29 protein-coding genes are annotated in these 26008 nt (G+C 44.3%); 14 read left to right on the top strand and 15 right to left on the bottom strand.

Annotated features, from left to right (window positions below; all coding sequences use genetic code 11):
* Positions 1-92: 92 nt before the first annotated feature.
* The gene (locus QUB70_RS09310; protein ID WP_332979825.1) at positions 93-1358 is read right to left on the bottom strand and encodes a lipid-A-disaccharide synthase; all 1266 of its coding nucleotides are present in this window, start codon (positions 1356-1358) and stop codon (positions 93-95) included.
* A gap of 36 nt (positions 1359-1394) precedes the next feature.
* Here QUB70_RS09310 and QUB70_RS09305 point away from each other — a divergent pair, with 36 nt between their 5' ends.
* A complete protein-coding gene (locus QUB70_RS09305) occupies positions 1395-1868 on the top strand; it encodes an ankyrin repeat domain-containing protein (RefSeq protein ID WP_332979824.1) in 474 nt (157 codons plus the stop codon).
* A 145-nt stretch (positions 1869-2013) separates the two neighbouring features.
* On the opposite strand, the gene QUB70_RS09300 is transcribed toward QUB70_RS09305, so the two are convergent.
* The 3 genes from QUB70_RS09300 to QUB70_RS09290 form a co-directional block, all read right to left on the bottom strand.
* Positions 2014-3063: a calcium-binding protein gene (locus tag QUB70_RS09300; protein WP_332979822.1), complete on the bottom strand. Its 1050-nt coding sequence runs from the start codon at positions 3061-3063 to the stop codon at positions 2014-2016.
* 119 nt (positions 3064-3182) lie between these two features.
* On the bottom strand, positions 3183-4235 hold the full coding sequence (locus tag QUB70_RS09295) for a calcium-binding protein (RefSeq protein WP_332979821.1): 1053 nt from the start codon (positions 4233-4235) through the stop codon (positions 3183-3185).
* A gap of 613 nt (positions 4236-4848) precedes the next feature.
* A complete protein-coding gene (locus QUB70_RS09290) occupies positions 4849-5835 on the bottom strand; it encodes a calcium-binding protein (protein WP_332979820.1) in 987 nt (328 codons plus the stop codon).
* Positions 5836-6366: 531 nt separating this feature from the next.
* Here QUB70_RS09290 and QUB70_RS09285 point away from each other — a divergent pair.
* The 6 genes from QUB70_RS09285 to QUB70_RS09260 all read left to right on the top strand — a co-directional run bounded on the left by QUB70_RS09285 (position 6367) and on the right by QUB70_RS09260 (position 12113).
* On the top strand, positions 6367-10389 hold the full coding sequence (locus QUB70_RS09285) for a magnesium chelatase subunit H (RefSeq protein ID WP_332979818.1): 4023 nt from the start codon (positions 6367-6369) through the stop codon (positions 10387-10389).
* Between the two features lie 64 nt (positions 10390-10453).
* Positions 10454-10633, top strand: a complete 180-nt coding sequence (locus QUB70_RS09280; protein WP_332979816.1) for a DUF6888 family protein — start codon at positions 10454-10456, stop codon at positions 10631-10633.
* 38 nt (positions 10634-10671) lie between these two features.
* The gene (locus QUB70_RS09275; protein WP_332979814.1) at positions 10672-10875 is read left to right on the top strand and encodes a DUF6887 family protein; all 204 of its coding nucleotides are present in this window, start codon (positions 10672-10674) and stop codon (positions 10873-10875) included.
* An 89-nt stretch (positions 10876-10964) separates the two neighbouring features.
* Positions 10965-11180, top strand: a complete 216-nt coding sequence (locus tag QUB70_RS09270; protein ID WP_332979813.1) for a type II toxin-antitoxin system HicB family antitoxin — start codon at positions 10965-10967, stop codon at positions 11178-11180.
* Positions 11180-11386 carry a type II toxin-antitoxin system HicB family antitoxin gene (locus QUB70_RS09265; protein WP_332979812.1) on the top strand — a complete coding sequence of 69 codons (207 nt, stop codon included), beginning with the start codon at positions 11180-11182 and terminating at the stop codon, positions 11384-11386. Before QUB70_RS09270 ends, QUB70_RS09265 begins: the two co-directional genes overlap by 1 nt.
* A gap of 70 nt (positions 11387-11456) precedes the next feature.
* Positions 11457-12113 carry a Uma2 family endonuclease gene (locus QUB70_RS09260; RefSeq protein ID WP_332979811.1) on the top strand — a complete coding sequence of 219 codons (657 nt, stop codon included), beginning with the start codon at positions 11457-11459 and terminating at the stop codon, positions 12111-12113.
* 315 nt (positions 12114-12428) lie between these two features.
* On the opposite strand, the gene QUB70_RS09255 is transcribed toward QUB70_RS09260, so the two are convergent.
* On the bottom strand, positions 12429-13805 hold the full coding sequence (locus QUB70_RS09255; RefSeq protein ID WP_332979810.1) for an NACHT domain-containing protein: 1377 nt from the start codon (positions 13803-13805) through the stop codon (positions 12429-12431).
* Positions 13806-14025: 220 nt separating this feature from the next.
* Between QUB70_RS09255 and QUB70_RS09250 the strand changes: the two genes are divergently transcribed.
* Entirely contained in the window at positions 14026-14916 is an 891-nt protein-coding gene (locus tag QUB70_RS09250) for a GTPase (RefSeq protein WP_265236867.1), read from the top strand.
* A 61-nt stretch (positions 14917-14977) separates the two neighbouring features.
* Here the strand turns inward: QUB70_RS09250 and QUB70_RS09245 are convergent, their stop codons facing one another.
* The 4 genes from QUB70_RS09245 to QUB70_RS09230 form a co-directional block, all read right to left on the bottom strand.
* On the bottom strand, positions 14978-15220 hold the full coding sequence (locus QUB70_RS09245; protein ID WP_332979809.1) for a hypothetical protein: 243 nt from the start codon (positions 15218-15220) through the stop codon (positions 14978-14980).
* Between the two features lie 103 nt (positions 15221-15323).
* Positions 15324-15605 carry a hypothetical protein gene (locus QUB70_RS09240; protein WP_332979807.1) on the bottom strand — a complete coding sequence of 94 codons (282 nt, stop codon included), beginning with the start codon at positions 15603-15605 and terminating at the stop codon, positions 15324-15326.
* Between the two features lie 86 nt (positions 15606-15691).
* A complete protein-coding gene (locus tag QUB70_RS09235; RefSeq protein ID WP_332979806.1) occupies positions 15692-15862 on the bottom strand; it encodes a hypothetical protein in 171 nt (56 codons plus the stop codon).
* Between the two features lie 117 nt (positions 15863-15979).
* Positions 15980-16195: a hypothetical protein gene (locus QUB70_RS09230; RefSeq protein ID WP_332979805.1), complete on the bottom strand. Its 216-nt coding sequence runs from the start codon at positions 16193-16195 to the stop codon at positions 15980-15982.
* A 187-nt stretch (positions 16196-16382) separates the two neighbouring features.
* Between QUB70_RS09230 and QUB70_RS09225 the strand changes: the two genes are divergently transcribed.
* Both QUB70_RS09225 and QUB70_RS09220 read left to right on the top strand, forming a co-directional pair.
* On the top strand, positions 16383-16667 hold the full coding sequence (locus QUB70_RS09225; protein WP_332979804.1) for a BrnT family toxin: 285 nt from the start codon (positions 16383-16385) through the stop codon (positions 16665-16667).
* Positions 16642-16899 carry a BrnA antitoxin family protein gene (locus QUB70_RS09220; RefSeq protein ID WP_332979803.1) on the top strand — a complete coding sequence of 86 codons (258 nt, stop codon included), beginning with the start codon at positions 16642-16644 and terminating at the stop codon, positions 16897-16899. The genes QUB70_RS09225 and QUB70_RS09220 overlap by 26 nt, the downstream gene beginning before the upstream one ends.
* A 32-nt stretch (positions 16900-16931) precedes the next feature.
* Here QUB70_RS09220 and QUB70_RS09215 read toward each other — a convergent pair whose 3' ends face one another.
* The 4 genes from QUB70_RS09215 to QUB70_RS09200 form a co-directional block, all read right to left on the bottom strand.
* Complete coding sequence (locus QUB70_RS09215; protein WP_332979802.1) at positions 16932-17282, bottom strand: type II toxin-antitoxin system PemK/MazF family toxin; 351 nt, start codon at positions 17280-17282, stop codon at positions 16932-16934.
* Positions 17279-17533 carry a hypothetical protein gene (locus QUB70_RS09210; protein WP_332979801.1) on the bottom strand — a complete coding sequence of 85 codons (255 nt, stop codon included), beginning with the start codon at positions 17531-17533 and terminating at the stop codon, positions 17279-17281. The genes QUB70_RS09215 and QUB70_RS09210 overlap by 4 nt, the downstream gene beginning before the upstream one ends.
* A 72-nt stretch (positions 17534-17605) precedes the next feature.
* On the bottom strand, positions 17606-17956 hold the full coding sequence (locus QUB70_RS09205; protein WP_332979800.1) for a hypothetical protein: 351 nt from the start codon (positions 17954-17956) through the stop codon (positions 17606-17608).
* A gap of 99 nt (positions 17957-18055) precedes the next feature.
* The gene (locus QUB70_RS09200; protein ID WP_332979798.1) at positions 18056-18316 is read right to left on the bottom strand and encodes a hypothetical protein; all 261 of its coding nucleotides are present in this window, start codon (positions 18314-18316) and stop codon (positions 18056-18058) included.
* A gap of 490 nt (positions 18317-18806) precedes the next feature.
* On the opposite strand from QUB70_RS09200, the gene QUB70_RS09195 reads away from it, so the two are divergent.
* A complete protein-coding gene (locus tag QUB70_RS09195; protein ID WP_332979796.1) occupies positions 18807-20762 on the top strand; it encodes a hypothetical protein in 1956 nt (651 codons plus the stop codon).
* A 139-nt stretch (positions 20763-20901) separates the two neighbouring features.
* Here QUB70_RS09195 and QUB70_RS09190 read toward each other — a convergent pair whose 3' ends face one another.
* Both QUB70_RS09190 and QUB70_RS09185 read right to left on the bottom strand, forming a co-directional pair.
* Positions 20902-21573, bottom strand: a complete 672-nt coding sequence (locus QUB70_RS09190) for a class I SAM-dependent methyltransferase (RefSeq protein ID WP_332979794.1) — start codon at positions 21571-21573, stop codon at positions 20902-20904.
* 265 nt (positions 21574-21838) lie between these two features.
* The gene (locus QUB70_RS09185) at positions 21839-23017 is read right to left on the bottom strand and encodes a glycosyltransferase family 2 protein (RefSeq protein ID WP_332979793.1); all 1179 of its coding nucleotides are present in this window, start codon (positions 23015-23017) and stop codon (positions 21839-21841) included.
* Between the two features lie 155 nt (positions 23018-23172).
* Here QUB70_RS09185 and QUB70_RS09180 point away from each other — a divergent pair, with 155 nt between their 5' ends.
* From QUB70_RS09180 to glcD, 3 genes are all read left to right on the top strand, one after another.
* Entirely contained in the window at positions 23173-23565 is a 393-nt protein-coding gene (locus tag QUB70_RS09180) for a transporter (RefSeq protein ID WP_332979792.1), read from the top strand.
* A gap of 28 nt (positions 23566-23593) precedes the next feature.
* The gene (locus QUB70_RS09175; RefSeq protein WP_332979791.1) at positions 23594-24454 is read left to right on the top strand and encodes a DUF6671 family protein; all 861 of its coding nucleotides are present in this window, start codon (positions 23594-23596) and stop codon (positions 24452-24454) included.
* A 69-nt stretch (positions 24455-24523) separates the two neighbouring features.
* Positions 24524-25999 carry a glycolate oxidase subunit GlcD gene (glcD, locus tag QUB70_RS09170; protein WP_332979790.1) on the top strand — a complete coding sequence of 492 codons (1476 nt, stop codon included), beginning with the start codon at positions 24524-24526 and terminating at the stop codon, positions 25997-25999.
* The last annotated feature ends 9 nt before the right edge of the window (positions 26000-26008 follow it).

Below are 26008 nucleotides of genomic sequence, written 5' to 3'. Positions count from 1 at the left end.
ATCCAGATTGATATTGTCTGTGGGGTGGGGGCGGGTTTATGTAAATTGTTTGTTGGTGTTGGATATTGTTGGTGAACCCGCCCCTACGACAATTAATGACTGATGAAATCAATTTCTTCACAAACCAATTCAGCAATTTTTTTCGCCGCCCCCGATTCTCCTCGAACCGCACGCAAACGATCGCCCATTTGTGTTAATTTATCAGGATGGCTCAAATAGTCGATCGCCAATTGAGCCACAGCATCCGGTTCCAGCTTCCCAATTAACTCCGGCACAATCTCTTCCTGTGCCCAAATATTCGGCCAAGCATAAAGCTTTCCCTTTCCCAACTGCCAGATTAGCCAATTAATCGCCGTCGCAAAAACAGAACCGACTAACGGTAAATTGGCCAGCAATCCCGGCAAACCGTCCCAAGCTTTCATCGCATCCAATTGCTGCGTCGGAATCAAAACAATCATCGGTACAGCTAACGAACCCAATTCGGCAGTATTCGCTCCCACAGTAGTTAAACACAGGCTGCATTCTGATAGCAAATCGTAGGCGGGCGTCTGCGTCCAAAGTTCTACTTGCAACTTATTGGCTGTCTGCAAAAACGGCGGTTCTGTTAACTGAAGTTCGGCGCTAGCGTTCTCAAATAAATGCAGGCAAGGATTTTGTTTGGGGTCGGCAAAACGTGCTAGAGTTTGCACATCTATGGTAGGAGCAACGGGAATTACAAAGCGAGTTTCAGGGCGGATGCGGTGGATGGATTGGGCGATCGACAAACATAACGGTACACCTAAAGCTAATTTGGCGGCTTTAGAACCGGGCAACAATCCAATTAGTTCTATTTTCCGTAGGGGCGGTGCCCCGTCTTTGGCGTCCGATTTTCGATTCCCTACTTCCGCTATCAAATCTCCGACAACTGTAAATTTATTAGCATATTTTTGGGGAATTTTAGCAAAAACTTCTGGTTTCATCGCCGCAAATTTGTCAATCCAGCGATACCACCGCGCGTCCCATTCAGCATAAATAACAGTGCGATATTTTAGCCTTTTGCCAATAACAACTGTAAAAAATTGATCGCCGCCTAAAAATAAAACAACTCCTGTTTCATACCAATCCCAATTTTCAGCAGTTTTGCCAGATAATAGGAATGGAAAAAAATGCTCCGGTGCTTGCACTCTGTCCACTTCTGGGTAGGAGGCTGCGATTTGTGCTTCTTTTCCGGTGGCGTGCGGACAGGGGGACAGCACCACAGAGATTCGCGCTTGAGTGCCCGCGTTTCCCAATTGCTCGCGCAAAGCTTGCACGGCGGGGCGCACCCAAGTTGCCAATTCTCCGGGGCCGTTGGAGAGGATTAAAATATCTACTGCCATAGGATTTAAGATTTGAAAGGATGCAACGGAGATTTTATGACAGATTTAATTGATGCCGTCAAGACGGGTGATGTTGCGGCTGTAGAAAGTGCGATCGAACAGCGTGCAGATATCAATGCCAAAGATGAGGAAGGCGCGACAGCTTTGACGGCGGCGGCTGAGGCTGGCAATTCGGCGATCGTCAAAAAATTGCTCGCTGCTGGTGCGGATGTCAACAGTCACGATAATGACGGGTGGACGACGTTAATGAGTGCCGCTGCTGCCGGACATAGGGAGATTGTACAGCTTTTGCTGGAGGCAGGGGCGGATGTGAATGCTAAAACTAATTTTGGTTTGACGGCTTTGATGAGTGCGGCTGGTAGCGGGCGCACTGAAGTTGTGGAATTGTTGATCGAAAAAGGAGCTGATATTAAAGCTAAAGATAATAATACTTGGACTGCGTTAATTTGGGCGTCTTCTGAGGGGCATAAAGATGCTGTTGAGGTTTTGAAGCTAGCGCGCGATCGTTAACTCGATAAGGCGCGCATGGAAGAGTCTTCAAAGTCCCCCTTTTTAAGGGGGATTTAGGGGTATCGATTTGGCGAGTTGCAGGAATAGGAAAGTGCGATCGCACTCCCAGTACCAATCAGACAAATCCCCAATAGCTTCAAGAGTTCTACCCAAGTGAAAACCTAGTAACTCTAGATTCTGGTAATAAATTCAACGTGAGATTTCCGCCACCTTCAATAACAGCGATCGTGTCAAACGGAGCCGTTCCGGGAACAGCGAAGAGTGAAGCATTGTATTGGATAGCTAAATCTCGATTGTTGTTGATGGGCAATATCAAGTATTGATCTGAGAAAGGTAAAAACGCATCTCCTAGCACGATGCTATCCTGACCTTTCGTAAAGTTGCGAATTGTCGCAAAACCCGGCCCGATATAGAATATTTCGGTTCCGGGCGCAGAACTTTTACCGCCTTCTATAAGGTCACCGAGTACAAATGTATCGCGGCCGCTACCGCCAAGGAGAGTATCGAATTCATTGCTGCCGTCACCTTCATACACTCGGCCTTCGCCAAAGCCATTACCTGTAAGTAAACCTACTTCAACTCCAATTAATTCGGTATTTCCCACCCCAGCACCGGTAATGATGTCATTCCCGGAAGTTCCGATAAAAGTGGCAGAGCGGCTTGGATCGTTTTTGCCGAAATTGAAGTAGTGTTCCCGACCAGTTTTCAAGGCTCCCGATTCGACAAAAGGCCGAACATCGGGATTTTTTTGTAAGTATTCTGTTTCAAAAAATGAAGTGCCAAACTGACCGTCTTTGATGCCAAATTCAATGAAATGCTGGTAGCCGTTTTTAAAACTTCCATTCTGAATAAACGGTTGCAACTGTCGGTTATTTGCGAGATAAAACGCTTCGTTATACTCAGGTGATACCCGAGTGCGACCCTCTTCGTAACCGTATTGGATGAAGTGGTCTAGCCCGGTCGTAAAAGGTGCAGTTGGGTTGTTGGGGGTGCGGACTAAGGCAGCGATGTCTGGGTTGCCAGCGAGGTAAGTATCTTCGTCAAAATACCGCGATATTTTAGTTAAGCCGCCGGCTTGACCGAACTTTTCAAAGTGTTCTCTTCCAGATTGGAGAACTCCTGAATCAATGGCAGGTTTCAGCCAAGGATATTGTGAAAGGTAGTATTGTTCGTCAAAAATTGCGTAATTAGCCATGTTTTCCTCCTGCGGCTTTAATGAGATGTTTATGCAATTTATCAATCATCAGGAACTTACACAATACCCGATCGGGTGATTTTTTCCAAGTGTCAAATCTCACTTAACCTCTATGCTTTCTAGCCGAGGAAAGTGAGACCGACTGGAGGACTAAACGGATTTATCATCCCAATCGGTTGCAGAGTTAGATTTGATCCCCCCTGAATTCGGGCAAGTGTATCTCCCGATTTTTGAATTAATAAGTCCGCCCCTGATGGAAATATACTCAGTTCATTAAAGCTTTCCACCAATTGAATAAAATCTTTTCCTTTTTCAAAATTGACAATCCTGGCCTCCCCACTGCCCGTATAGAAATCTACCCGGCTGATAAAACTACGTCGGTTGTTGGGAACAGCATCTCCGAGCACGAAGTAATCAATGCCAGAAGTGCCAATCAATGTATCGAATTCAGTGGTAGTCAGGAAAGGCTCTCTCGTGATGTCATCCGAGTTCAAAGCGTCATACTTATTCTTATTAATGCCCAAGGGTGGATTTTGGCCGGCGAAAGCTACTTGCAGTCCGATAATTTGATTTTTTCCCGCTGTAAATCCCGTGACGATATCATTACCGTTGGTTCCTGTAAAAAATCCGTATCGATTTGACTCAAATTGCCCAAAATTTAGATAGTGTTCTCGACCGGTTTTTAAACCTCCAGCATTCACAACCGCTGCCACATCTGGGTTGTCTGACAAGTAACGCGGTTCAAAGAAACTTGTCCCGTACCTACCTTCTGTTTTTCCGAATTTGATAAAGTGTTGAAAGCCGGATTTAAAAATTCCGTTCTGCACGAAGGGAGTTATCTCCGGGTGGCGCTTTAAATAAAAAACTTCGTCGTATTCAGGCGATACGCGCGTGCGACCTTGTTCGTAACCAAACTGAATAAAGTGGTCTAAACCTGAAGCAAAGGGTCGGTTTTGGTTGTTGGCAGTGCGAACAAAGGGTGCAATATCTTGATTTTGAGCTAGATATGTATCTTCGTCAAAATATCGCGATATTTTTGTGAGTCCACCAGCTTGACCGAACTTTTCAAAGTGTTCTTTCCCAGATTTGATGATTCCTGCGTCAATAGCTGGTTTAATCCACGGATATTGCGAAAGGTAGTATTGTTCGTCAAAGATGTCATAGTTTGCCATTGTTTTGCCTCAATCTTACTTTGCTTAATTGTTCGTTAAAATTGACCCACTCTCAATACGGTTTACTTAAGACGATCCAGGCGGTCAAAAATTATGAAAAACAAATACTGCGATTGCTTCGTTCCTCTCTTCGGACAATCTTAAGTGAACCGTATTGGGCCCACTCTTACTAACTATACTAACTCATACCATTTTTCTAAAGATCCGATAGAGATAAAGGACGACAAGACGTTGTAGTTATCTGCTTTCCTTAGTTTGCAAAAGTCTGTCATAACTTTAAAAAAATGGTATCAGTAAGTTGTTATGTATTTAAAATAGTATTGTAGGGTGCGTCAGCCCTATCTTGTTTCCCTTGCTTAGTAAGTGTTCTAGCTGACGCACCCTACAGGCCTCGTTAGTGGTTTAAATGCTCCACAGCTTATCTCAATTTAACTATTGTCAAGGGCGTTTAATTGTTTTGCTAGCAGACACAAAACCACGATCGCCCACCAAAACTCAAAAGTCATCAATCATCAGTATTAGCGAATGACTAATGACCAATGACTAATGACTAATGACTAATGACTAATGACTAATGACTAATGACTAATGACTAATGACCAATGACTAATGACTATCCAATCAAGAAAGTACCGTTACCATTAGGCGATTGGAAGATCAAACCCAAGTTTGCTCCTCCTTCAATCACGCCCAGCACGTCTCCGGCACGTGTCTGGATTGACAAATTGCTGCCAACGGGAGTCAGGCTGTAGCTGTCTAAAGAAGTTCCTTGCAGTTGGATAAAATCGTCTGCTACGTTGAAGTTCCGAATAGTAGCTTGACCGTTACCCAAATACAGCGGGTTCGCAGTTACATTCCCGGCTGTAGCAGGAACTCCCAGTACGAATGTATCAACTCCCGGACTGCCGATCAGGACATCAAACTCATTACTTCCAAAGCTTTCATACTGCCGGTTTCCTCGGGGATCGATACCTACTTCAACTCCCACGAGTTCGGTATTCCCCACCCCAACTCCTGTGAGAATATCGTTGCTGCGGCTGCCGACAAAAGTTGCGTTGCGGCTTGGCTCGTTTTTCCCGAAATTGAAGTAGTGTTCCCGACCGGTTCTCAAGTTTCCAGAGTTGACAAACGGCACGATATCGGGGTTTTCTTTTAAGTATTCCGGTTCAAAAAATGAAGTCCCAAACCGACCTTCTTTTGAGCCGAATTGAATGAAATGCTGGTAGCCTGATTTGAAAGTTCCGTTCTGAATGAACGGTTGGAGTTCAGAGTTGTTTGCTAAATAAAAGCTTTCGTTGTATTCGGGCGATACTTGGGCGCGGCGCTGTCCTTCATCGTAACCGAACTGGATAAAGTGATCGAGGCCGGTCGCAAAAGGTGCGTTTGGATTGACTGTGCGGACAAAGGGTGCTAGGTCTGGATTCCCAGCAAGGTAAGCATTTTCGTCAAAATAACGCGATACTTTGGTTAAACCGCCGGCTTGACCGAATTTTTCAAAGTGTTCTCTCCCGGATTGAATTACTCCTGCATCAATCGCTGGTTTGACCCAAGGATATGAGGCGAGGTAGAATTGTTCGTCGAAAATTGCGTAGTTAGCCATGTTTCCCTCTAAGGTTTTGATGAGTTCGATCGTGAATACCCATTAGTTTTCCCTGAATTCGATCGCCGATCGGGAATTTACAAAAAACAGACGTTATGAAATGGTTTTAAGTTCCTGGTATAATATCACTTTTTGTGACTCAGCAATTATCCGAAGGCTACATTCTGCCTTCACAAATTATGCCTTTTTCCCCTCAGTTAATTGCTCTATAGCAAGTGCTATCAATTCTACAAAACTTGGAACTTTTTTCCGGATTTCTTCCTCAATGGTTGGTTAATTTTTAATTATTTTTACTCAACCAAATAATTAAACACACAAAATAAATTTTGTCAAGTAAATTTTTGTAAATAAAAATTGGAGTATTTGCTCAAGGAATTTATAAAAAAATGTAACGAAAAGTTGGCCTAAATTTGTCGAATTGTGTCATGTGCAGGCTCAAATCACCTAATGGCAAGCGTTTTCTGGTAAAAATGCTTATGGGATAAAAAATTCCCGATTGCCGAAAACAGCATCTTAAAGGAGCCTAACCGGATGTTCACTCACGTCAAGCCCACTATTCGCCACATCGTGCCGGAAAACTTGCAGGGGCGATCGCTCCTCAAGGTGGTCTATGTCGTACTGGAACCGCAGTATCAAAGCGCCCTGTCGGCAGCGGTTCGATCGATCAACAACAAAAATCAGAATTTGGCGATCGAAATCAGCGGCTACCTGATCGAAGAACTCCGCAGCCCGGAAAACTACGAAGCTTTCAAGCGGGATGTCGCTGATGCCAACGTATTTATAGCTTCTCTAATTTTTATCGAAGATTTGGCCGAAAAAGTGGTAGCGGCGGTAGAACCGGTGCGCGACAAATTGGATGTCGCCGTCGTCTTCCCGTCGATGCCGGGGGTGATGCGGCTGAATAAAATGGGCAGTTTCTCGATGGCACAGTTGGGACAAAGCAAAAGTGCGATCGGCGAATTCATGAAAAAACGGAAGGAAAAATCCGGCAGTTCCTTCCAAGACGGAATGCTGAAACTGCTGCAAACTTTGCCGAAAGTTCTGAAATATTTGCCTCTTGACAAAGCCCAAGACGCCCGCAATTTCATGCTGAGTTTCCAATATTGGCTGGGAGGTTCCCAAGAAAACTTGGAAAACTTCTTGCTGATGCTGTCGCAGAAATATGTCTTCAAAGATTTGTCAAAGGCAACTTTCCAAGAACCGGTTGTTTACCTAGACATGGGGATTTGGCATCCTTTAGCACCGTCCATGTTTGAGGATGTAAAAGGATATCTAACTTGGTTTAATGCCCGCAAAGATATTTCTGCTGACCTCAAAGATCCCCTCGCACCTTGCATTGGTTTAGTGTTGCAGCGCACTCACTTAGTAACAGGAGATGACGCGCACTATGTAGCAATGGTGCAGGAATTGGAGGCAATGGGCGCGCGGGTGATTCCGATTTTTGCCGGCGGTTTGGACTTCTCGAAACCTGTGGAAACTTTTTTCTTGGAAGTTGGGGCGAAAGGTGTGACGCCTCTGCCGATCGTTGATGCGGTGGTTTCTCTGACTGGTTTTGCTTTGGTGGGCGGCCCGGCGAAACAAGATCACCCAAAGGCGATCGAGACTTTGAAAAAGCTAAACTGCCCTTACATGGTGGCTTTGCCGCTGGTTTTCCAAACAACAGAAGAATGGGAAGATAGCGATTTAGGTTTGCACCCGATTCAAGTTGCTTTGCAAGTGGCGATTCCTGAGTTGGATGGTGCGATCGAACCGATTATTGTGTCGGGAAGAGACGGTGCAACTGGCAAGGCGATCGCGCTGCAAGATAGAATCGAAGCGATTTCCCAGCGCGCCATGAAATGGGCAATGCTGCGCCGCAAACCAAAATTAGATAAGAAAGTTGCGATTACAGTTTTCAGTTTCCCACCCGACAAAGGCAACGTCGGAACAGCCGCTTACTTGGACGTTTTCGGCTCGATTTACGAAGTAATGAAAGCCTTAAAAGGCAACGGCTACGACTTGCCAGAACTGCCGGATTCCGCCGAAAAACTGATGCAAGAAGTCATCCACGACGCAACAGCCCAATACCAAAGCCCGGAATTAAATATTGCTTACCGGATGTCCGTAGCTGAGTATGAAGAATTCACTCCTTACTCGGAACGTTTGGAAGAAAATTGGGGGCCACCTCCGGGGAATTTGAACAGCGACGGACAAAATTTGCTGATTTTTGGGAAACATTTCGGCAACGTGTTTATCGGAGTGCAACCGACTTTTGGATACGAAGGCGATCCGATGCGGTTGTTATTCTCTCGTTCTGCTAGTCCGCACCACGGTTTTGCTGCTTACTACACGTATTTAGAGCGCATTTGGGGTGCGGATGCGGTGCTGCACTTTGGCACTCACGGTTCGCTGGAATTCATGCCGGGTAAGCAGATGGGAATGTCTGTGGATTGTTATCCCGACAGTTTGATCGGCAAGATTCCTAACCTCTATTATTACGCTGCTAATAATCCCAGCGAGGCAACAATTGCTAAGCGCCGCAGTTATGCTGAAACTATCAGCTATCTGACTCCTCCGGCTGAAAATGCTGGGTTGTACAAAGGTTTGCAGGAACTCAGCGAGTTGATTGCTTCTTATCAAAGTTTGAAAGATACGGGGCGCGGTGTGCCGATCGTGGATGCGATCGTCGAGAAGTGCCGTTTGGTGAATTTGGATAAGGATATCGCCCTACCTCCTGACCCCCCCCAACCCCCCCTTACCAAGGGGGGGCCAGGGGGGGTTGCTGCGGGCATGACTGCGGAAGAACGGGATAATTTAGTTGGCTTGGTTTACCGCAAGTTGATGGAGATTGAGTCGCGGTTGTTACCTTGCGGTTTGCACGTGATCGGTAAGCCGCCGACTGCGGAAGAGGCGATCGCAACTTTGGTTAACATTGCTAATTTAGACCGGGAAGAAGACGGATTAGTCAGTTTGTCGCGGATTATTGCTCTAAGTTGCGATCGGAATATTGACGATATCTACACCAACAACGACAAAGGCATTTTAGCAGATGTTGAATTGCTGCAAAACATCACCTTAGCCTGTCGCGATGCCGTTAGCGCTTTAGTGAAAGAACAAACCGATGCTGAGGGTCGAGTTTCCCTGGTTTCCAAGTTGAATTTCTTCAACATGGGCAAAAAAACACCTTGGATTGAATCCTTGCACGCAGCCGGTTACAAAAAAGTCGATCCAGATTTGATTAAACCGCTGTTTGAGTATCTGGAATTCTGCTTGCAGCAAGTTTGCGCCGACAACGAATTGGGCGCACTGTTGCGCGCCCTAGAAGGCGAATACATTGTCCCCGGCCCGGGCGGCGATCCGATTCGCAACCCGGATGTTTTGCCGACTGGGAAGAATATGCACGCTTTGGACCCGCAGTCAATCCCCACCACGGGGGCGATTAAGTCTGCTAAGGTTGTAGTCGATCGGCTATTAGAAAGACAGCGCGTTGATAACGGCGGAAATTACCCAGAAACGATCGCCGTTGTGCTCTGGGGAACCGACAACATCAAGACTTACGGCGAATCCCTCGCCCAAGTAATGTGGATGGTGGGAGTGAAGCCAGTTCCCGACGCATTGGGCCGGGTAAACAAACTCGAATTGCTTTCTTTAGAAGAGTTGGGACGCCCTCGGATCGACGTAGTAATTAACTGTTCCGGCGTATTCCGCGACTTGTTCATCAACCAAATGAACTTGTTAGATAAAGCCGTGAAAATGGCAGCGGAAGCCGACGAACCGTTAGAGATGAACTTTGTCCGCAAACACGCCCTGAAGCAAGCGGAAGAAATGGGAATCAACCTGCGACAAGCAGCAACCCGCGTGTTTTCCAATGCTTCTGGTTCCTATTCATCTAACGTCAACTTGGCGGTGGAAAACAGCACCTGGGAAAGCGAAGCCGAGTTGCAGGAAATGTACTTAACTCGCAAATCCTTCGCCTTTTCTTCCGACAATCCGGGAACAATGGAACAAGACAGGCAGATTTTTGAATCATCCTTGAAAACTGCGGAAGTGACATTCCAAAACTTGGATTCTGCCGAGATTTCCCTAACCGACGTGTCGCACTATTTCGACTCAGATCCGACTAAATTAATCGGCAGTTTGCGCGCAGATGGGAAGAAACCAACATCCTTTGTTGCTGATACAACAACAGCCAACGCGCAGGTGCGGACGCTATCAGAAACCGTGCGTTTAGATTCGCGGACTAAGCTGCTGAATCCGAAGTGGTACGAGGGGATGTTGTCGCACGGTTATGAAGGTGTGCGGGAGATTTCTAAGCGTCTGGTGAACACTACTGGATGGAGTGCGACTGCGGGCGCGGTGGATAATTGGGTGTATGAGGATGTGAACGGTACGTTTATCCAAGATGAGGAGATGCAGAAGCGTTTGCTGAATCTGAATCCTCATTCTTTCCGCAAGATTGTCAGCACTTTGCTTGAGGTGAATGGCCGGGGTTATTGGGAGACTAGCGAGAGTAATTTGGACAGGTTGCGTGAACTTTATCAGGAGGTGGAAGACCGGATTGAAGGGGTAGAATAGGGTTATGATATAGTAGAGCAGGCATTTTGCCTGCTCTACCTTTTATTTGGGATGGAGAAAATGAGTGTTTACAACTATTGAATTCTATGATAATAAGTGCATGAGGGAACCAACAACAGAACAGTTGCGGAGTTTATATCGGCTGTGTCATCTACTTACCAACGTGATGTTCCACCCAATTCACATAGTGCGTTTAGATGAACGAACTCTCAATCTATTTATCTTGGCAGGACAAATCGAATAAATTGAGTTTGAGATTCAACCTGATGGGAGTATTGAACCATGAGTAATGTCAATTATGCTGCAATGAGCGATCGCGAACTAAAGCGATACATTCTCACCCACCGAGACGATCGCGAAGCTTTCTATGCCTATATGGATCGGCGGCGTTCCCGCCCCCGCAAAGTTACTATAAAACTTGATGACCCAGCTTGGCAAGAGAAGATAATATCAGCTATTCGGGTGCAGTTAAAGTCTGCTAATTAATTAAGTCAAAAGCTCAAGCCGATCGATGTTGAAATAGAATAACAGGCGATCGCCCCTCCGCTATTGAAACAGGAAGAAGTATTACAGCCATGATAATTTACAAGGGTTACAGTGCTAGCATTGAAATAGATTTAGAAGCGGAAATTATTTTCGGGCGAGTCCTCGATATTAATGATGTAGTGACCTTTCAAGCACAAACTATCGAGGAAGTTCGCCAAGAATTGCAAAGTTCGATCGATGATTATCTAGAGTTTTGCAAAGAATTAGGACAAAAACCAGATAAACCTTTAATTAGCTTGGGATAATGAAGTACGAAATCATCATTTACTGGAGTAATGACGCTCGATCATTTATTGCCGAAGTGCCTGAATTACCTGGCTGCGCCGCCGATGGTGAAACTTATCAAGAAGCATTGCAAAATGTAGAGGTGATTATGCAGGAGTGGATTGAGACTGCTCAGCAATTATGGCGAATTGTCCCTCAACCTAAAGGTAGATTTCTGTTTGCATAAATGCCGGATTGAAAGGATAAAAAAGTTAAGTATCAAAACAAATCAAGGCGATTTCGCAGGAGTATTTTCAATGCTTCAAACTCTGAGAGATACTAAAGAAGATATTGCAGGTTCTTGCCTGGTTTTACACGATATCAGTTGGGAAACCTACGAACAGTTGTTAGAAATATTTGCGGAACGTTCAACCCCGCGCATGACTTACTATCAGGGGACTTTAGAACTAATAGTACCTTTACCAGAACATGAAAGGTATAGCTGGACTCTCGGACGACTAATTGTAGCGCTTTCTGAGGAAATTGGGATTGAAATTATCGGATTAAAATCATCTACTTGGCGTTCGGAACCGAAAAAAGCTGGCAACGAAGCTGATGAATGTTTCTATATCCAAAATGAAGCTTTTATGCGGGGTAAATTAACTATTGATCTCAAAAATGACCCGCCACCAGACTTAGTAGTGGAAATGGATTTGACAAGTTCATCTATCAACAAAGTGGCTGTTTATGCCGAGTTAAAAGTACCGGAGATTTGGATTTGGAAAAAAGGAAAACTGACAGTTAATATTTTAACTGATACGGGTTATGTCGAGTCGGAAACGAGTGTGGCATTTGGCTCATTTCCTGTGAAAGAACTCGCACGGTTTATGCAGCTAGATTTGGACAAAGGGGAGAATGCGAGAATTAGAGAGTTTAGAGAGTGGGTGCGATCGCACTTACAGAATCAGGCATAATACCCGGCGGTTGAAACCGCGTCTATACAGACAAAACCCGCCTCCGCGGGTTGAATAAGACCGGGCCCAATACGGTTCAATTAAGACCGATCCCCCCTAACCCCCCTTAAAAAGGGGGGGACAAGAAAGCTCTCAAAGTCAACCCCTACTCCCCTTCTTAAGGGGGATTTAGGGGGATCTCCGGGCATAAATAGTGTTAAGTAAACCGTATTGAGACCGGGGCTTTGAAATTATCTTATTTTCTTCAGTCCGCGGAGGCGGACTTCGTTTGTGTAGACGCGGTTTCAACCGCCGTTTCATCTAATTAATTTGATATCAATTAGAAAGATACCGACTTTGCACATACTGTTTCAACACGGGATTCAAACTAAACAAAATTATCTGTTCCTCTTCTATTGCATCCAATAAAAACCGATTTCTAAGAGATCGCACTGCATTGACTAACTCAGACGACGACAAGGGTATTTTGTTAATAAAATATGACACAGCAACAGGTTCAGCTTGACTGGCAAAGTGAGTCACCACAGCCAATTCCGGCGGAGTCAAGCGCTGAAATTGTTGAGATAACTGAAATTGCAACCCTTCATCTAAAATCGGCATTTCGCACTGCAAAAACTCAGCCACCCTACCCCCAAATAACTCTCGAATCAGGGTTGCAGTCAACTCCAACCACAGGGGATTGCCTTGATAAATATCAATCAATGTTTCCCATGTTTCCTCATCGGATAACTTTTCTGACTGCAAAATATCTTTAGCTGCTATTCCTAAACTTCCCAATTCTAAGGAGCGAACGGGATGATATGCTTTTTCTAAACGGACAAATTCTCTAGGTTTTTCGGAACTATTTAACATGAAACAACTCTGATGACAAACTTCGGCAATAAGTTTAAAAAATAACTGATAATTTTCACATTTAGATTTGTATTCTCCTGGGGGTTGTCCGCTACAAAAAAGCATTTGCACGTCATCGAGGACTATCAGACAGCGATTGTTGCGTAGGTGGTTGAGGAGTTGGGAAATTTTGGTGTCTATGTTTTGGGGAGTTTCTGTTGGTTGGGGAAAGATTTGCAGCAGGTTGGTGAGGGTTGCTTCTAGGGTTGGGGAAAAGCGGAGGCTGCGATAGATGACGTAATCGAAGCCGGTTTTGATTTGGTTGACGAGGCCGAGGGAGAGGGTTGTTTTGCCGATGCCGCTGATTCCAAGGAGTGCGATGAGGCGAGTGCGATCCTGTGTTATCCAGTTTTCGAGGGTGGAAAGTTCGGTTGTGCGATGAAAAAACCTGAAGATTTCTGGTGCGTCGCCTAAGTCGATGTGGGGTTGAGTTGGGGTTTGTTGGGGGTTTGGGGGAGGATTTGGATTCCTCGCTTTTTCATGACAAAAGTTGACGTTATTAACTGTCACATCTCCTTTAACGGTAGCCGATGAAAAATTGTTAAACTCTACCTTTTCTATTATTGCTCGAAAATTTCTTTTAGTAATCTCTTTTCCGAATCCCTCTGAAAATATTTGCCATAATTCCGAACCGATATCCCTAGTATGACCTTCACTGGAATGAGTCGCGTCAGCAATTTGTGGGTATGTTCGACCTTGGAATGTCCCTTCGAGGATAGCCTTTTGCAGATAGTCTATGTGTTCTCCCGTCTTGGCGAAGATTAGTTCGTCTGCGAGTTTCAAGACTTCGGCGATGTCCATAGGTCAGTCGTGTGCTGGGATTTGTCATATTATATCCGACATTTCCGACATTTCCGACATAATTCCGACATAATTCCGACATTTGCGATCGGGTTGTCGGGGAAAGTCCCGACATTTCTGACTGATCGGGCTTATATTTAGTCATAAAATATACTTTAATGACTGTAGTTACTCTACAGGAAAACAATTCTTAACTTTATTATTAAATTCAATAAGTATCATGACTGACGAAATCGGCAGAAATTTTGTTCAAGCTATTGAAAGAATGCTGGCTAATAATACAAAAAAACGGCTGGTATTCTTTGTAGTAGGTCGCACAGGATGGGGCAAGTCTAGCACTGTCAACTCATTGGTAGGTAAAGAAGTATCTAAAGTTAATGATTATGAGTCAGAAACAGCAGATGTTGTTGGATTTAATTTTGAAATAAATGAAATTAAAGCTACTGTTTTTGACACTCCTGGTCTATGTGATGGAAGTGGAAACGAGCAAGCTTATATAAACCTCATCCGTTCTAAAGTTCCATATCCTGACTCTATGTTATATGTTAGCAGGCTTGATGAAACGAGACCGGAAAACGATAGGCGATCGATTAAGATTATTTCAGAGGCTTTGGGACCTATAGTTTGGCAATATGCTGTGATTGTTTTTACTTTTGCCAATAACGTTAAAGCCTCGGAATATCAAACAAAATTGACCAAAAAAACACAAATTATCCGAAAATTAATAGCAGAGGAGATAAATAATGGTAAGATGTCATACCGGATTCCAGTAGTTGCAATAGATAATACAAGTAAAACCACACCTGACGGGAAGCAATGGCTGGGAAATCTTTTTACAGCCATCGTAGATCGAGTATCTAGAGAAGCTACTATTGCGCTCCTAGGTATGTTAACTAAAAGTATAAAAAATCGAGCTATTCTTAATAAAAAACAAAAAGCAATTATTAGGAGAAAATTTGTAGATGCAGTTCTTCAGTCAGGAGGATCGGCTATGGGAATTGGAGTTGCTGTAGCCGGCTTTCTAAATGTTCCATTAACCATAGGTTTTTCTGCCGGTGGAATAGCAGGAATTCTCATCGCAATGTGGTTGTCTAAGTATGATGATGAGTAAATAAATCGCCCTTATATCCCAAAGTGCGATCGCCCTTTTCTTCCCAAAGTGCGATCGCGCTTTATTCAGCAGTTGGATTATCATCTTGATTGCGCTGATTTAAGAGGATATCAAGCATCCGTCTCGTCTCAATCCTCAAACCCACAATTTCTTCTTGCTGTCGATCCATCCTTTGAAATAACTGCTCCCGTTCTTCTCTTGCCTCTGCTGCCACATTAGCTAAAGCTTGAATGACGCGGGCGTTACTCTCTACCATGCTAGCCAAACGATCTAGCTTATCATCATCCCAACGCTCTGTACTCATAATTTTTTCTCCTGTACTCTACTTTTTAGGATAAGTTCAATTTTAGTTCCTTGGCGTACATTAAGCGATCGCCCATTTCTTCCCAAAGTGCGATCGACCTTGATTAAGCAGTTGGATTATCCCCCTGATTGCGCTGATTTAAGAGGATATCAAGCATCCGCACCGTCTCAGTTCTCAAACCCACAATTTCAGCCTGTTGTCGGTCAATATTAGCCTGCTGTTGATCCATCCTTTGAAATAACTGCTGCCTTTCTTCCCTTGCCTCTGCTGCCACATTAGCTAAAGCTTGAATCACGCGAGCATTACTCTCCGCTATGCTAGCTATACTCTCTATTCTGTCAGCGAGACGGTCTAGCCTATCATCATCCCAGCGCTGCGTACTCATATATTTTTCTCCTTTACTCTACTTTCCCCAACCTATTCTATAACAATTTTACGCCAAGTTTTTTATAAACTTCTCCTAGCGGGATACTACTTCTCCTGCTTGGACAGCGCTGAGCGTGACTCTAGCAATTTCTGTTTGACTTCTTCCTTAACTTCTAAACCCGAATCAGGATCGCCAAAATACTCTTCTAAGCACTGTTCAACGGTATGTCGAATCAAGTCTCGCAGTTGCTCAACTGTCATATCTTTGACTTGCATCTTAATCTCCTAGTTTGTGGGATTATCAATAAATAATAGCAAATTAGGTAGGATTTTGCTCGATGAAATAAATCAGCGGCGCAGTATCCAATCCGACAACTTGTCCTTGTAGCTGAGCTATCCATTCCATGAATCTCTTTCCTGATTCACATATTCTTGAGCTTCAATCCCATGCCAAATTTCCTTACCCAAACCTTCCAATTCTAAAATACTGCGCTTGGGTGATAGAATCACCCGTTGACGAATATGTGCAAACAATTCAGAGATGAATCGTAGTTGCTCATCTGGTGCAAGTTTTAGAACCTGAGTCAGTACCGTGCTGTAAGTAGACATAGACTCTGCATTAAGATTTTTTTGCTGATTGTTATTATAGCAATTTAGGATCGAAGGAAGTGCGATCGCCCTTATCTTCCCCAAGCGCGATCGCCCTTATTTTCCCCAAAGTGCGATCGCCCGTTTCTTCCCGAAGTGCGATCGCCATTCTGCTATATTATAAGTAGATACGTTTTGTATATACACTATGCAGTTTGAATGGGATGAAAATAAAAACGCCCAAAATCTCAAAAAACATGGCATTAGCTTTGAAGAAGCTCAAGAAATCTTTGACGGAATCGTTTTTAATGCCATTGATGAGCGTTTCGACTACGGAGAAATCCGAGAAATCAGTATTGGTGCCATACAAGGTGTCGTTATCGTCACTGTAGCGCATACTGAAAGAAATGGATCTATCCGCATCATCTCTGCAAGAAAAGCCACTCGTCAAGAAAAAAATACCTACTATGACTATCTCGCCCAAACGACTTGAAGAATTAGAAAATATTCCAGAATCTGCGATCGATACCTCTGATATTCCTGAGTTAGATGCGAGTTTTTGGGAACAAGCAAAATTGGTAGAACCCCTCACAAAACAAGCTATTTCTTTAAGAGTTGATAGCGATGTATTAGATTGGTTTAAAAACCAAGGAAAAGGCTATCAATCTCTGATGAATGCTGTGCTGCGTTCTTATGTTGAACATCATGTAAAGAACGGTCAATAAATATGCGATCGCCCTTTCTTCCCAAAGTGCAATTAAACTTGACCAGGCAAATCCAAGGCAATTAATAAAGCTTGATTCAGCAGAAGTATTGCTTCATCACTAAGCATTCCTCGTAAACTCAATAAACGAGATTTAGATAACACCCGTACTCGATCTGCCATAGCGATAGAATCGTTGGTTAACCCACCGTCGGGAGCTTTAATTAATACCTGAGTGGGATAAACTCGCTTACCAGTTTGATAAGTAGTGCAGGGAATAGCCAAAACTACAGGGCTATATGTATTGATTGTAGCTCGACTAACGATGATAACAGGACGGGTTCCTCCTTGTTCAGAACCCTCAACAGGTTCAAGTCTAGCATCATAGACTTCTCCCCGGTTCATACAGGAGATTCTCCCAATTGCAACGCTTCCCAACTCGCTACCGCAAACTCAGCCTCCATCTGTAGCACTTGAGCTTGATACTCTGGATCTTGTACCATTTCAATCAGTGCTGCATCAATTTCCGATCGTTTACCCTGAGTTTGGGTTATTTCCCGCTGACGAATTAATTCTGACAATACTTCTAAAAGTTGTTGTTGCTCGTCAGGAGTGAGACTTTGAGCCTGACTCAGTACCTCGCTATAAGTAGACATAGGCTTTATGTTGAGATTTTTGAATCTGAAGCTATTATATAACAATTTCTAGTTATGAGTTATGTCGCTAAGCTATCCATTCCATGAATCTCGTTCCTGATTCACATATTCTCCAGCATCAATCCCATTCCAAATTTCCTTACCCAAACCTTCCAGTTCTAAAATACTGCGGTTGGGCTTAGGAATCACCGATTGACGCAGCTTCAATTTAAATTCTTTTGAGGATATGCCCCGATCGCGCCCCGCGACATAATCTGCCAATGCTGCTTGACTTTCCGCTATCTCTTGGGCTGAAACCACCTCATCATCGCCTTCAACTTCAACCCCCTGATGAACGATCTTTCTCAATTCCTCTAATAATCGGAGTTGGTCAGACAGGGCGAGACGTTGAACTTGAGTCAGTACCTCATTATAAGTCGGCATAGACTTTTTACTGGTATTTTTTAGCTCTAACTCTAATATATACTGATTTGGGCTGGAAGTGCGATCGCCCTTTTCTTCCCCAAGCGCGATATTCTATTATTAATCCCTACCTAGAAGTGGACGATCTTGACGCAAATCTCGCTGCCATTCCACTGGATTGCTAATATCAGCAAAGACATTATTTGCTGCAATTTTTTCCAATATTTCAACTATTCTCTGACGGCGAAACTCCGCACTTAAAGTCGAGCGCTCTTCTTGTAAAGTAACGTAAACTCTGACAGGGCGATCGCCTTGTCTTGGAAACTCATTAGCCCATTCTAAAAGATTTCCCTTTAATATAGCCTCAAATATTCGCTGCATAGCTAATATCAACTATTGTTTATTTTACTATTATAACCATTTTGAGCATCTAAGCTAAGAACAAGTGAAGAAAACTTTAGATTTTTATCACTATTTTCGGTTTAGTTGCTTAACTGAAGTCAGCTTAGCCGCTGCTACATCTTTTTAGCCTTTATTAAATGTTTCAAAAAAACTGGAAAAATTCAATATTTTTTTCGTCGTAGCTTCATTGCTTTCACGTTCTGTTAAATAAGCTCATAAATCAGCAGCAACGAGTAGCCGTTCAGGAGATAAGCAATCGAGATATCACTTGAATTTCTCGCGAATTTCTTGAGTTTTCATAGTTCATAGCTATTGAAAATTATTATATCTACCTATTCAATTATACCCGATAGTGCGAAAATAGGCTCCTGCGATCGCCCACAATCAAAAACCCTTCAAAAAAAAACCAAGCACTTGACAAATAATCACCTCAGAAGTTAACTATTGAATAGATCGCACCTTGACACCAATGATTTCCTACCTAATATCATTCTCCTGGGGAATATGCCTGCTACTATCCCTCACAGGCTGGGGAAAAGTCCTCAACCACATCCTGTTTCCCAACCAGCGAATAGACTGGGGACAAAGGGCCGCTTGGGGTCTAGCCTTTAGCGTTCTAATTGGCGGCATTTTAAATGCCACGCGGACTATTTCCCAAACCACAATTTTATTTTTTTTAGGTTTGGGACTCATTTATTGTCTAGTAGATTTGGTAAATCACAGACAATCAATCGCCACCAATCTCTCACAGCTATTTCAAGAAAGTCGCAAAGATAAAATCATCTTAGCAGGTCTTGCCACAGTCAGTATACTGATTTTAATCCAATACGCGGGATGGATTTATACAGGCAGAGTCAACTTTGCAAACATGGTTTATGCTGACGGGTTTAATACCAGCGATGACTACCACGCTTACTTAGTATTTCCCCACAAAATGTTGCAACTCGGCTCGATGGGTCTAGAGCCTTTTAGTGAAAGAAGAATGATATCTTTGGGGGGACAGTCATTTCTCCATACTTTCATTGTCAGCGTACTTTCTGACACTAATTTAAACATCATAGACCCTGGTTTGGCGCTGATAATTACTGTTGGACTAATTATTGGCTTTTTTCACAAAAATCCAGCCTCGACAAGACGAGTAATCTTTACAATCTTATTTGTACTCTTGATTGCTGTACCCAAGGCAAACAGTACAAGTATGATGCTGCCAGTCGCTTTATTTGTAAGTTTGTTCAGGACGCTTGACAGTAAAGAAATAGAACGCAACTCTTGGGTTTCCAATGCTTGTATTATCGCTTTAATCTCGGCAGCACTTTGTACTTTAAAATCTTCCCTAATTCCCGCCTCTGCCATTGTATTTGCAGTTAGCTACCTTTGCTATTTTATCAGTTCCCATACAAAACTCAAAGTTGTATGGGAATTCGGGCTGGCGACAGTATTAGTGGGAATATTTCTCCTACCTTGGATGATTTCTTTGTATCAATCGTCAGGCACTTTACTGTATCCTCTTTTGGGAAAAGGCTATCACGCCTCCGCCTACGGCATTACTTTCAAATCAGGCTCGTCACTTTTGGGAACTGTTAAAACAGCCCTCGCAGCATTCAGAGGCATCTACATTTTTGTACTGATATTGCTCGGCTGTTTGAGCTTGAGCGTCCGACCTCTGAAGTTTGGCAATTTACCCGAAGAACGTTCGTTCTCGAACCGCCAAGCAGCTTTATCTATGACAGTTGCAGCGGGATTGGCAACAGTTGCTGTAGGCGTACTTACCGAAAATGCCGACCCTTTTCGCTATTCATTCTCTCACCTGTTCCCGGCAATTATCATATTAATTACGATCGCCATGACTGATACAGGAGCATTCAATAAAAACAAAGTAGCCAACTTTTTTATTGCTGCTGTATTTTGTGCAGGTCTCGCAATCAGCTACGATTGGGATATCACCAAACAAACTTATTCGGCTTATGTAAAAAACATTCAATTCGGACTCACGAATCCATCTTTACTTTCAGCTAAGCAAAAGTCGCAGTATGCAGCACTGCAACAGTCTATTCCACAGGGAGAAACAGTTTTAACCAGGCTAGATGCACCTTTTATCCTCGATTTTAAACGCAATCAAATTTTCCTCGCAGACTGGCCGGGAGGAGCGAGTTTACCTCCCGGAATGCCTGTATTCAAAGGCCCTGAAGCTTTAGCAACTTATCTAGTTTCACAATCGATTAGATACATAGCTTATTCGTCTTGGAGTCTCAATCATCCCGCAGATGTAGATACTTCAGGGCCTGGATTGTCATCTTGGTTTCGACTGCAATCACAACTCTCTCACGACTTTCGGGATAACGTGCAGCAACTTGCAAAAACCCGAAAAAAACTTTATGAAGACGGAGAAAATTTTGTGCTGGATTTGGGAGTTCAGAGTAAGTAGCAACTATTTACATGACATAAAAAAGTATTGTAGGGTGCGTCAGCCCTTTCTCGTTTCCCTTGTAAGCGTAAGTGTTCGCTTCTGACGCACCCTACAGGCCCCGCCCGGTGGTTTAAATGCGTAACAGCTTAGCAACTATTTACATGACATAAAAAAGGAGATTAGATATCAAACCCAGCAGCCGAAAATGTCTGGTAGAAACTTCAGCATCTGCTGGCAGCATCTTTAACACATCTTTCTCGGATAAAAGGTTGAGATTTTCCTCTTTAGCAAAAAAGTTCTTGCCGATCGCTCTCAGCAAAGCTCGAAACCAAGAGGGGGGAAGCCAGTGTATTAGGGGAACAGCAGTGTGGAATTCTACGGGATACCAGCGGTTGGGAGTTGTGATGCAGCAAGTTTTGCCGACACGGCAAAGTTCCCGAACAAAAGCTTGTTGCTGAGTCCGACTGCCGACGTGTTCGATTACGGCAAAACTCACGACTAAATCAAAACTTTTGTCGGGAAATGGCAAGCTTAATCCATCAGAACGGACGTATTTTAAACCTGGATATTCTTCTTCTAAAAACGCAGCATCTTCCATACCGACTGCGGTGATTTTGTGGGGATATGGATAGAGTTTTTCAAAGAAGTTGCAATCTTCGCGGCGGTCGGAAGTGACTCCTACATCGAGCACTGTTGTGTCGGCGTTTGGATTGGCTAATGCCACGAGCAAATCAAACATTTTTTGGCGAGCGTACCAAGATAGTCGAGTTGCGAAACCGCCTAATTTTGGGCCAATATACTCGCTCGATTTGTCTTCAGTTACTGTCATATAGATTTGAGATTTTATATTGAGAATGGAATGATATTAATTCCGGCTAATCAGCTACGCTCAAAATGTTGGGAGTCAGTCCTTGAAACCTTTGAGGAATCAAGTCTTGACTGCAAACTTATCTCTAATTAGTTAACCGGACTCGATCGCACCAAACATACAAAAATCTAACATAGCTTAATGGGCAGTGGGAACTATTTTGATAAGCAGAGCAATTGTGCTACCCTAATTTAGGTGGTAGAACGAAATTTTATGTGGATTTTTATTACCTGCGTTTTAAGCTCAGGACGCTGAGAAAAAAGCTGGAAAGAACCATCTGCAAACCGACGGTGAGGCAAGTGAGCGAGGGAATAACCAAACGCAGAGTTTTAGAAGAGTCTAGAGGACCGAAAGCTGTTTCCCTCCATATAGTTAATGACAAGAACGAGCCAACTATTCCGATTAATATCAGCGTGACTCCGACAAGCAATCCTGTCTCTAGGGTGACATAGCGAAATATTTTGTTGAGTTTGGGGTCTTCGGGCAGCAGTTTCTCGCTGATGGCGAAAACTTTGGTGAAGAAAGCGAAAGTTACTGCTTGAAAACCGACGATAATTGCGATCGAACTATAAAGCAGCGTGTGTACGTCAAAGCTGATTCCTCCGATTTTTTGAGTACCGGGCAACAGCCAAATGCTCACAATTAAGCCCAAAATCATCAGCGCAGTACCGGGATACAGAAACAGCCACCGGGGACTGTAAAGCAGCAAAAATCGGAGGTGCCGCCAGCCATCTCGCCAAGTTCGCAGGTGCGGCGGGCGACTGCGGCCGTCGGGAGAAAGTACCGTTGGGACTTGAGCGATCGCCAACTTGTACAGAGAGGCTTTGACGACCATTTCGCTAGCAAATTCCATCCCCGTTGTTTGCAAGTCCAGTTTCAAAATTGAGTCTCTCCTGAAACCGCGCAACCCGCAGTGAAAGTCGCCGGCGGGACTTGAGAAGAATAGCTGCCCAACCCACGTCAGCACCGGATTTCCTAAATATTTGTGCAGCGGCGGCATTGCCCCCGGTTTGATGCCCCCTTGAAAGCGGTTTCCCATCACTAAATCGCACCCTCCCCGCAATTTTTCGACAAAGGCGCCGAGGTTGGAAAAGTCGTAGCTGTCGTCAGCGTCTCCCATGATAATATACACTCCGCGCGCGGCTATGATGCCCCCCATCAGGGCGCTGCCGTAGCCTTTGGCTGCTACGGGTACGACTCGGGCTCCCATTCTCGTAGCGATATCTTGAGAACCGTCAGTGCTGCCGTTGTCTGCTATGATGACCTCACCGGCAATATCAAGTTCGCGCAGCGATTTCAGCGCCTTCTCTATGCAGACTTCTAAAGTTTCTGCCTCGTTCAGGCAAGGCATGAGTATCGAGAGTTCGAGAGTGTATTCCCCGCTTGCGTTGGTCTCTTCTGCCATATGTTTGTTTCACTCTTGTTGGCGACAATACTTGCATTTCCAGTATGTATGTTTAAAATATGGGTGGCGAACAAAACTCAATAAAACTTAATCTAAGCTGTTAAGGAGAGTTTTTGTCTAGCCATTCTATATCGTAGTATTATGTTGGTGAACTAATGAATAGAGGCGTTTTTCTAGTTTTGCTTGCTGCTATTTTGTGCAGTGTTGTGGGTCAATTTAGTCTGAAGGCAGGAGCTAAAATCTTAGGGCCCATCGGCGCTGCTAATTTAGTAGAAAAAGTTATGGCAATGGCAACTCAGCCTTTGATAGTTGCAGGTCTGTGTTTGTATGCAGTTTCTTCGATCGGCTTTATCGTAGTTTTGTCTCGCGCCAACATTAGCATAGTCTCGCCTTTACTGTCAATAAGTTACTTGTTTACTGTTTTGGGCGGCAAAATTGTATTTAACGAGCCTTTGCCGCCGCTGCGGTTAGTAGGCGTGGGCCTGATTATGACGGGAGTAATTTTTGTACTCAGAGGTCAAGCTGGGGGAGTGACTGGGGGCAACTAGGAAATATCTAATTTTTGTTTGTGAGTCTGTGAATCCACATCTATTATTAAATCGCACCGCCGTTCTTGCTACGATGCACCAAAAAGAACGGGTGATGGCTCCCATTTTGAAACGAGAATTGGGCGTAAATATCCTAGTACCTGCGGAGTTTGACACTGACGCATTCGGCACTTTTACCCGAGAAGTTAAACGCTTAGGAACTCAAATAGAAGCGGCTCGCCAGAAAGCAGAAAAAGCTCTAGAAAGTTCGGGCGAAACTCTTGCCTTTGCCAGCGAAGGCACTTTCGGCCCTCACCCAATGATGCCGTATCTGCCGGCAAATAGAGAAATAGTAATTTTATTAGATACAGCCAACAATCTAGAACTTATCGGCGAATCTTTGTCTGCGGACACTAACTACAGTCACCAGTTAGTTTGCAGTATACAAGAAGCAGATGATTTTGCTAAAAAAGCTGGATTTCCCGAACACGCACTGGTGGTTGTAGTTGGCGATGCTGCACTCGGTAACGGCGAAATTGTCAAGGGCATTAGGACAGAAAAACAATTTTTTGACGCTGTGACAGCAGGCTTAAAAAAATCGTCAACCGGCAGAATTCACATCGAAACAGATATGCGGGCGATGTACAATCCAACTCGGATGAAAAACATCGAAAATGCCACTCTCGATTTAGTTAAAAAATTCATGCAATTCTGCCCGGAGTGCGGTTGGCCGGGATTCGATATTGCTGAGACAAAAATCGGATTGCCCTGCGGACTGTGCTATTTTCCGACTCAGCTAGCGCGATCGGCAATCTATAAATGCAAAAAGTGCGGTTATACTAAAGAAAAACTATTTCCCGACGGTCGAGAGACTGCCGATCCTTCCCTTTGTCAATATTGCAACCCTTAGAAAAATAATTGCACAAAAATAGTAAAGTTTGCAACAATATTATTGATAGTTCCCTAATTAAATTCACTAATGATAGCCATAGAAACAGAACGCAACTGGAAACCCGTTATTAAAGAATTCGAGGCTGTAGTCGGCAAAAACGGCGTCGTACAGCGCCGCGAAGAATTGATTGTCTACGAGTGCGACGGACTCGCCAGCTACCGGCAGCGCCCCGCCGTGGTGGTATTGCCGCGAACTACCGAGGAAGTGGCGCAAGCGGTCAAAATATGCGATCGCAACTCAATTCCCTGGGTTGCTAGAGGTGCTGGTACGGGCCTTTCCGGCGGCGCTTTACCTGTAGAAAACTGCGTGCTGATTGTCACTGCCCTGATGCGAAAAATCCTGAAAGTAGACTTAGAAAATCAGCAAGTAATCGTGCAACCGGGAGTAATTAATAACTGGGTAACGCAAGCAGTTAGCGGCGCGGGTTTCTACTACGCCCCCGATCCTTCCAGTCAAATTGTTTGTTCGATTGGCGGCAACGTTGCCGAAAATTCCGGCGGCGTTCACTGCCTCAAATACGGAGTCACAACGAATCACGTTTTAGGATTAAAATTGGTACTTCCCGACGGTTCAATTGTCGATGTGGGCGGCGAAATTCCCGAAATGCCCGGTTACGATTTAACAGGTGTATTTGTCGGTTCCGAAGGCACTTTAGGAATCGCCACAGAAGTTACTCTGCGAATTCTCAAAGCGCCGGAATCGATTTGCGTTCTCCTAGCGGATTTTGCCAGTATAGAAGCAGCGGGCGAATCGGTTTCCGATATTATCAGCGCTGGCATTATTCCCGGCGGGATGGAAATCATGGACAACATCAGCATCAATGCTGTAGAAGATGTGGTGGCAACTGGATGTTATCCCCGCGATGCGGCGGCAATTCTGCTCGTAGAAATCGACGGTTTAGAAGTGGAAGTGGCCACAAACAAACAGCGGATTGCCGATATTTGCAAGCAGAATGGAGCGCGAAATATCACGACGGCTCATGACCCAGAAACGCGGATGAAAATTTGGAAAGGGCGGAAAGCTGCTTTTGCGGCGGCGGGTCATTTGAGTCCAGATTATTACGTGCAAGATGGTGTAATTCCCCGTACGCAAATGGCTTATGTTCTCAAAGAAATTGAGGGTTTGAGCGAGAAATACGGCTATCGGATTGCTAATGTATTTCACGCGGGAGATGGGAATTTGCACCCGCTGATTCTGTACGATAACTCGGTAAAAGGTGCGCTGGAAAAGGTGGAAGAATTGGGCGGAGAAATTCTCAGGCTTTGCGTGAAAGTTGGGGGAAGTCTTTCGGGCGAACACGGCATCGGCGCTGATAAGAAGTGTTTTATGCCGGATATGTTTTCGGAGGTGGATTTGGAGACGATGCAGTGGGTGCGTCAGGTGTTTAATCCGAAAGGTTTGGCTAATCCTGGGAAGATGTTTCCGACGCCTAAGACTTGCGGGGAAGCGGCGAGGGCTAAGGTTGAAACAGTTAAGAAGTTGGAGGGTGCGGAGGTGTTTTAAATCCACGGA

This window comes from Microcoleus sp. A003_D6, from assembly GCF_036702825.1.
In the GTDB taxonomy this organism is placed as follows: Bacteria; Cyanobacteriota; Cyanobacteriia; order Cyanobacteriales; family Microcoleaceae; genus Microcoleus.
This window is presented reverse-complemented; position numbering and strand designations above follow the sequence as displayed.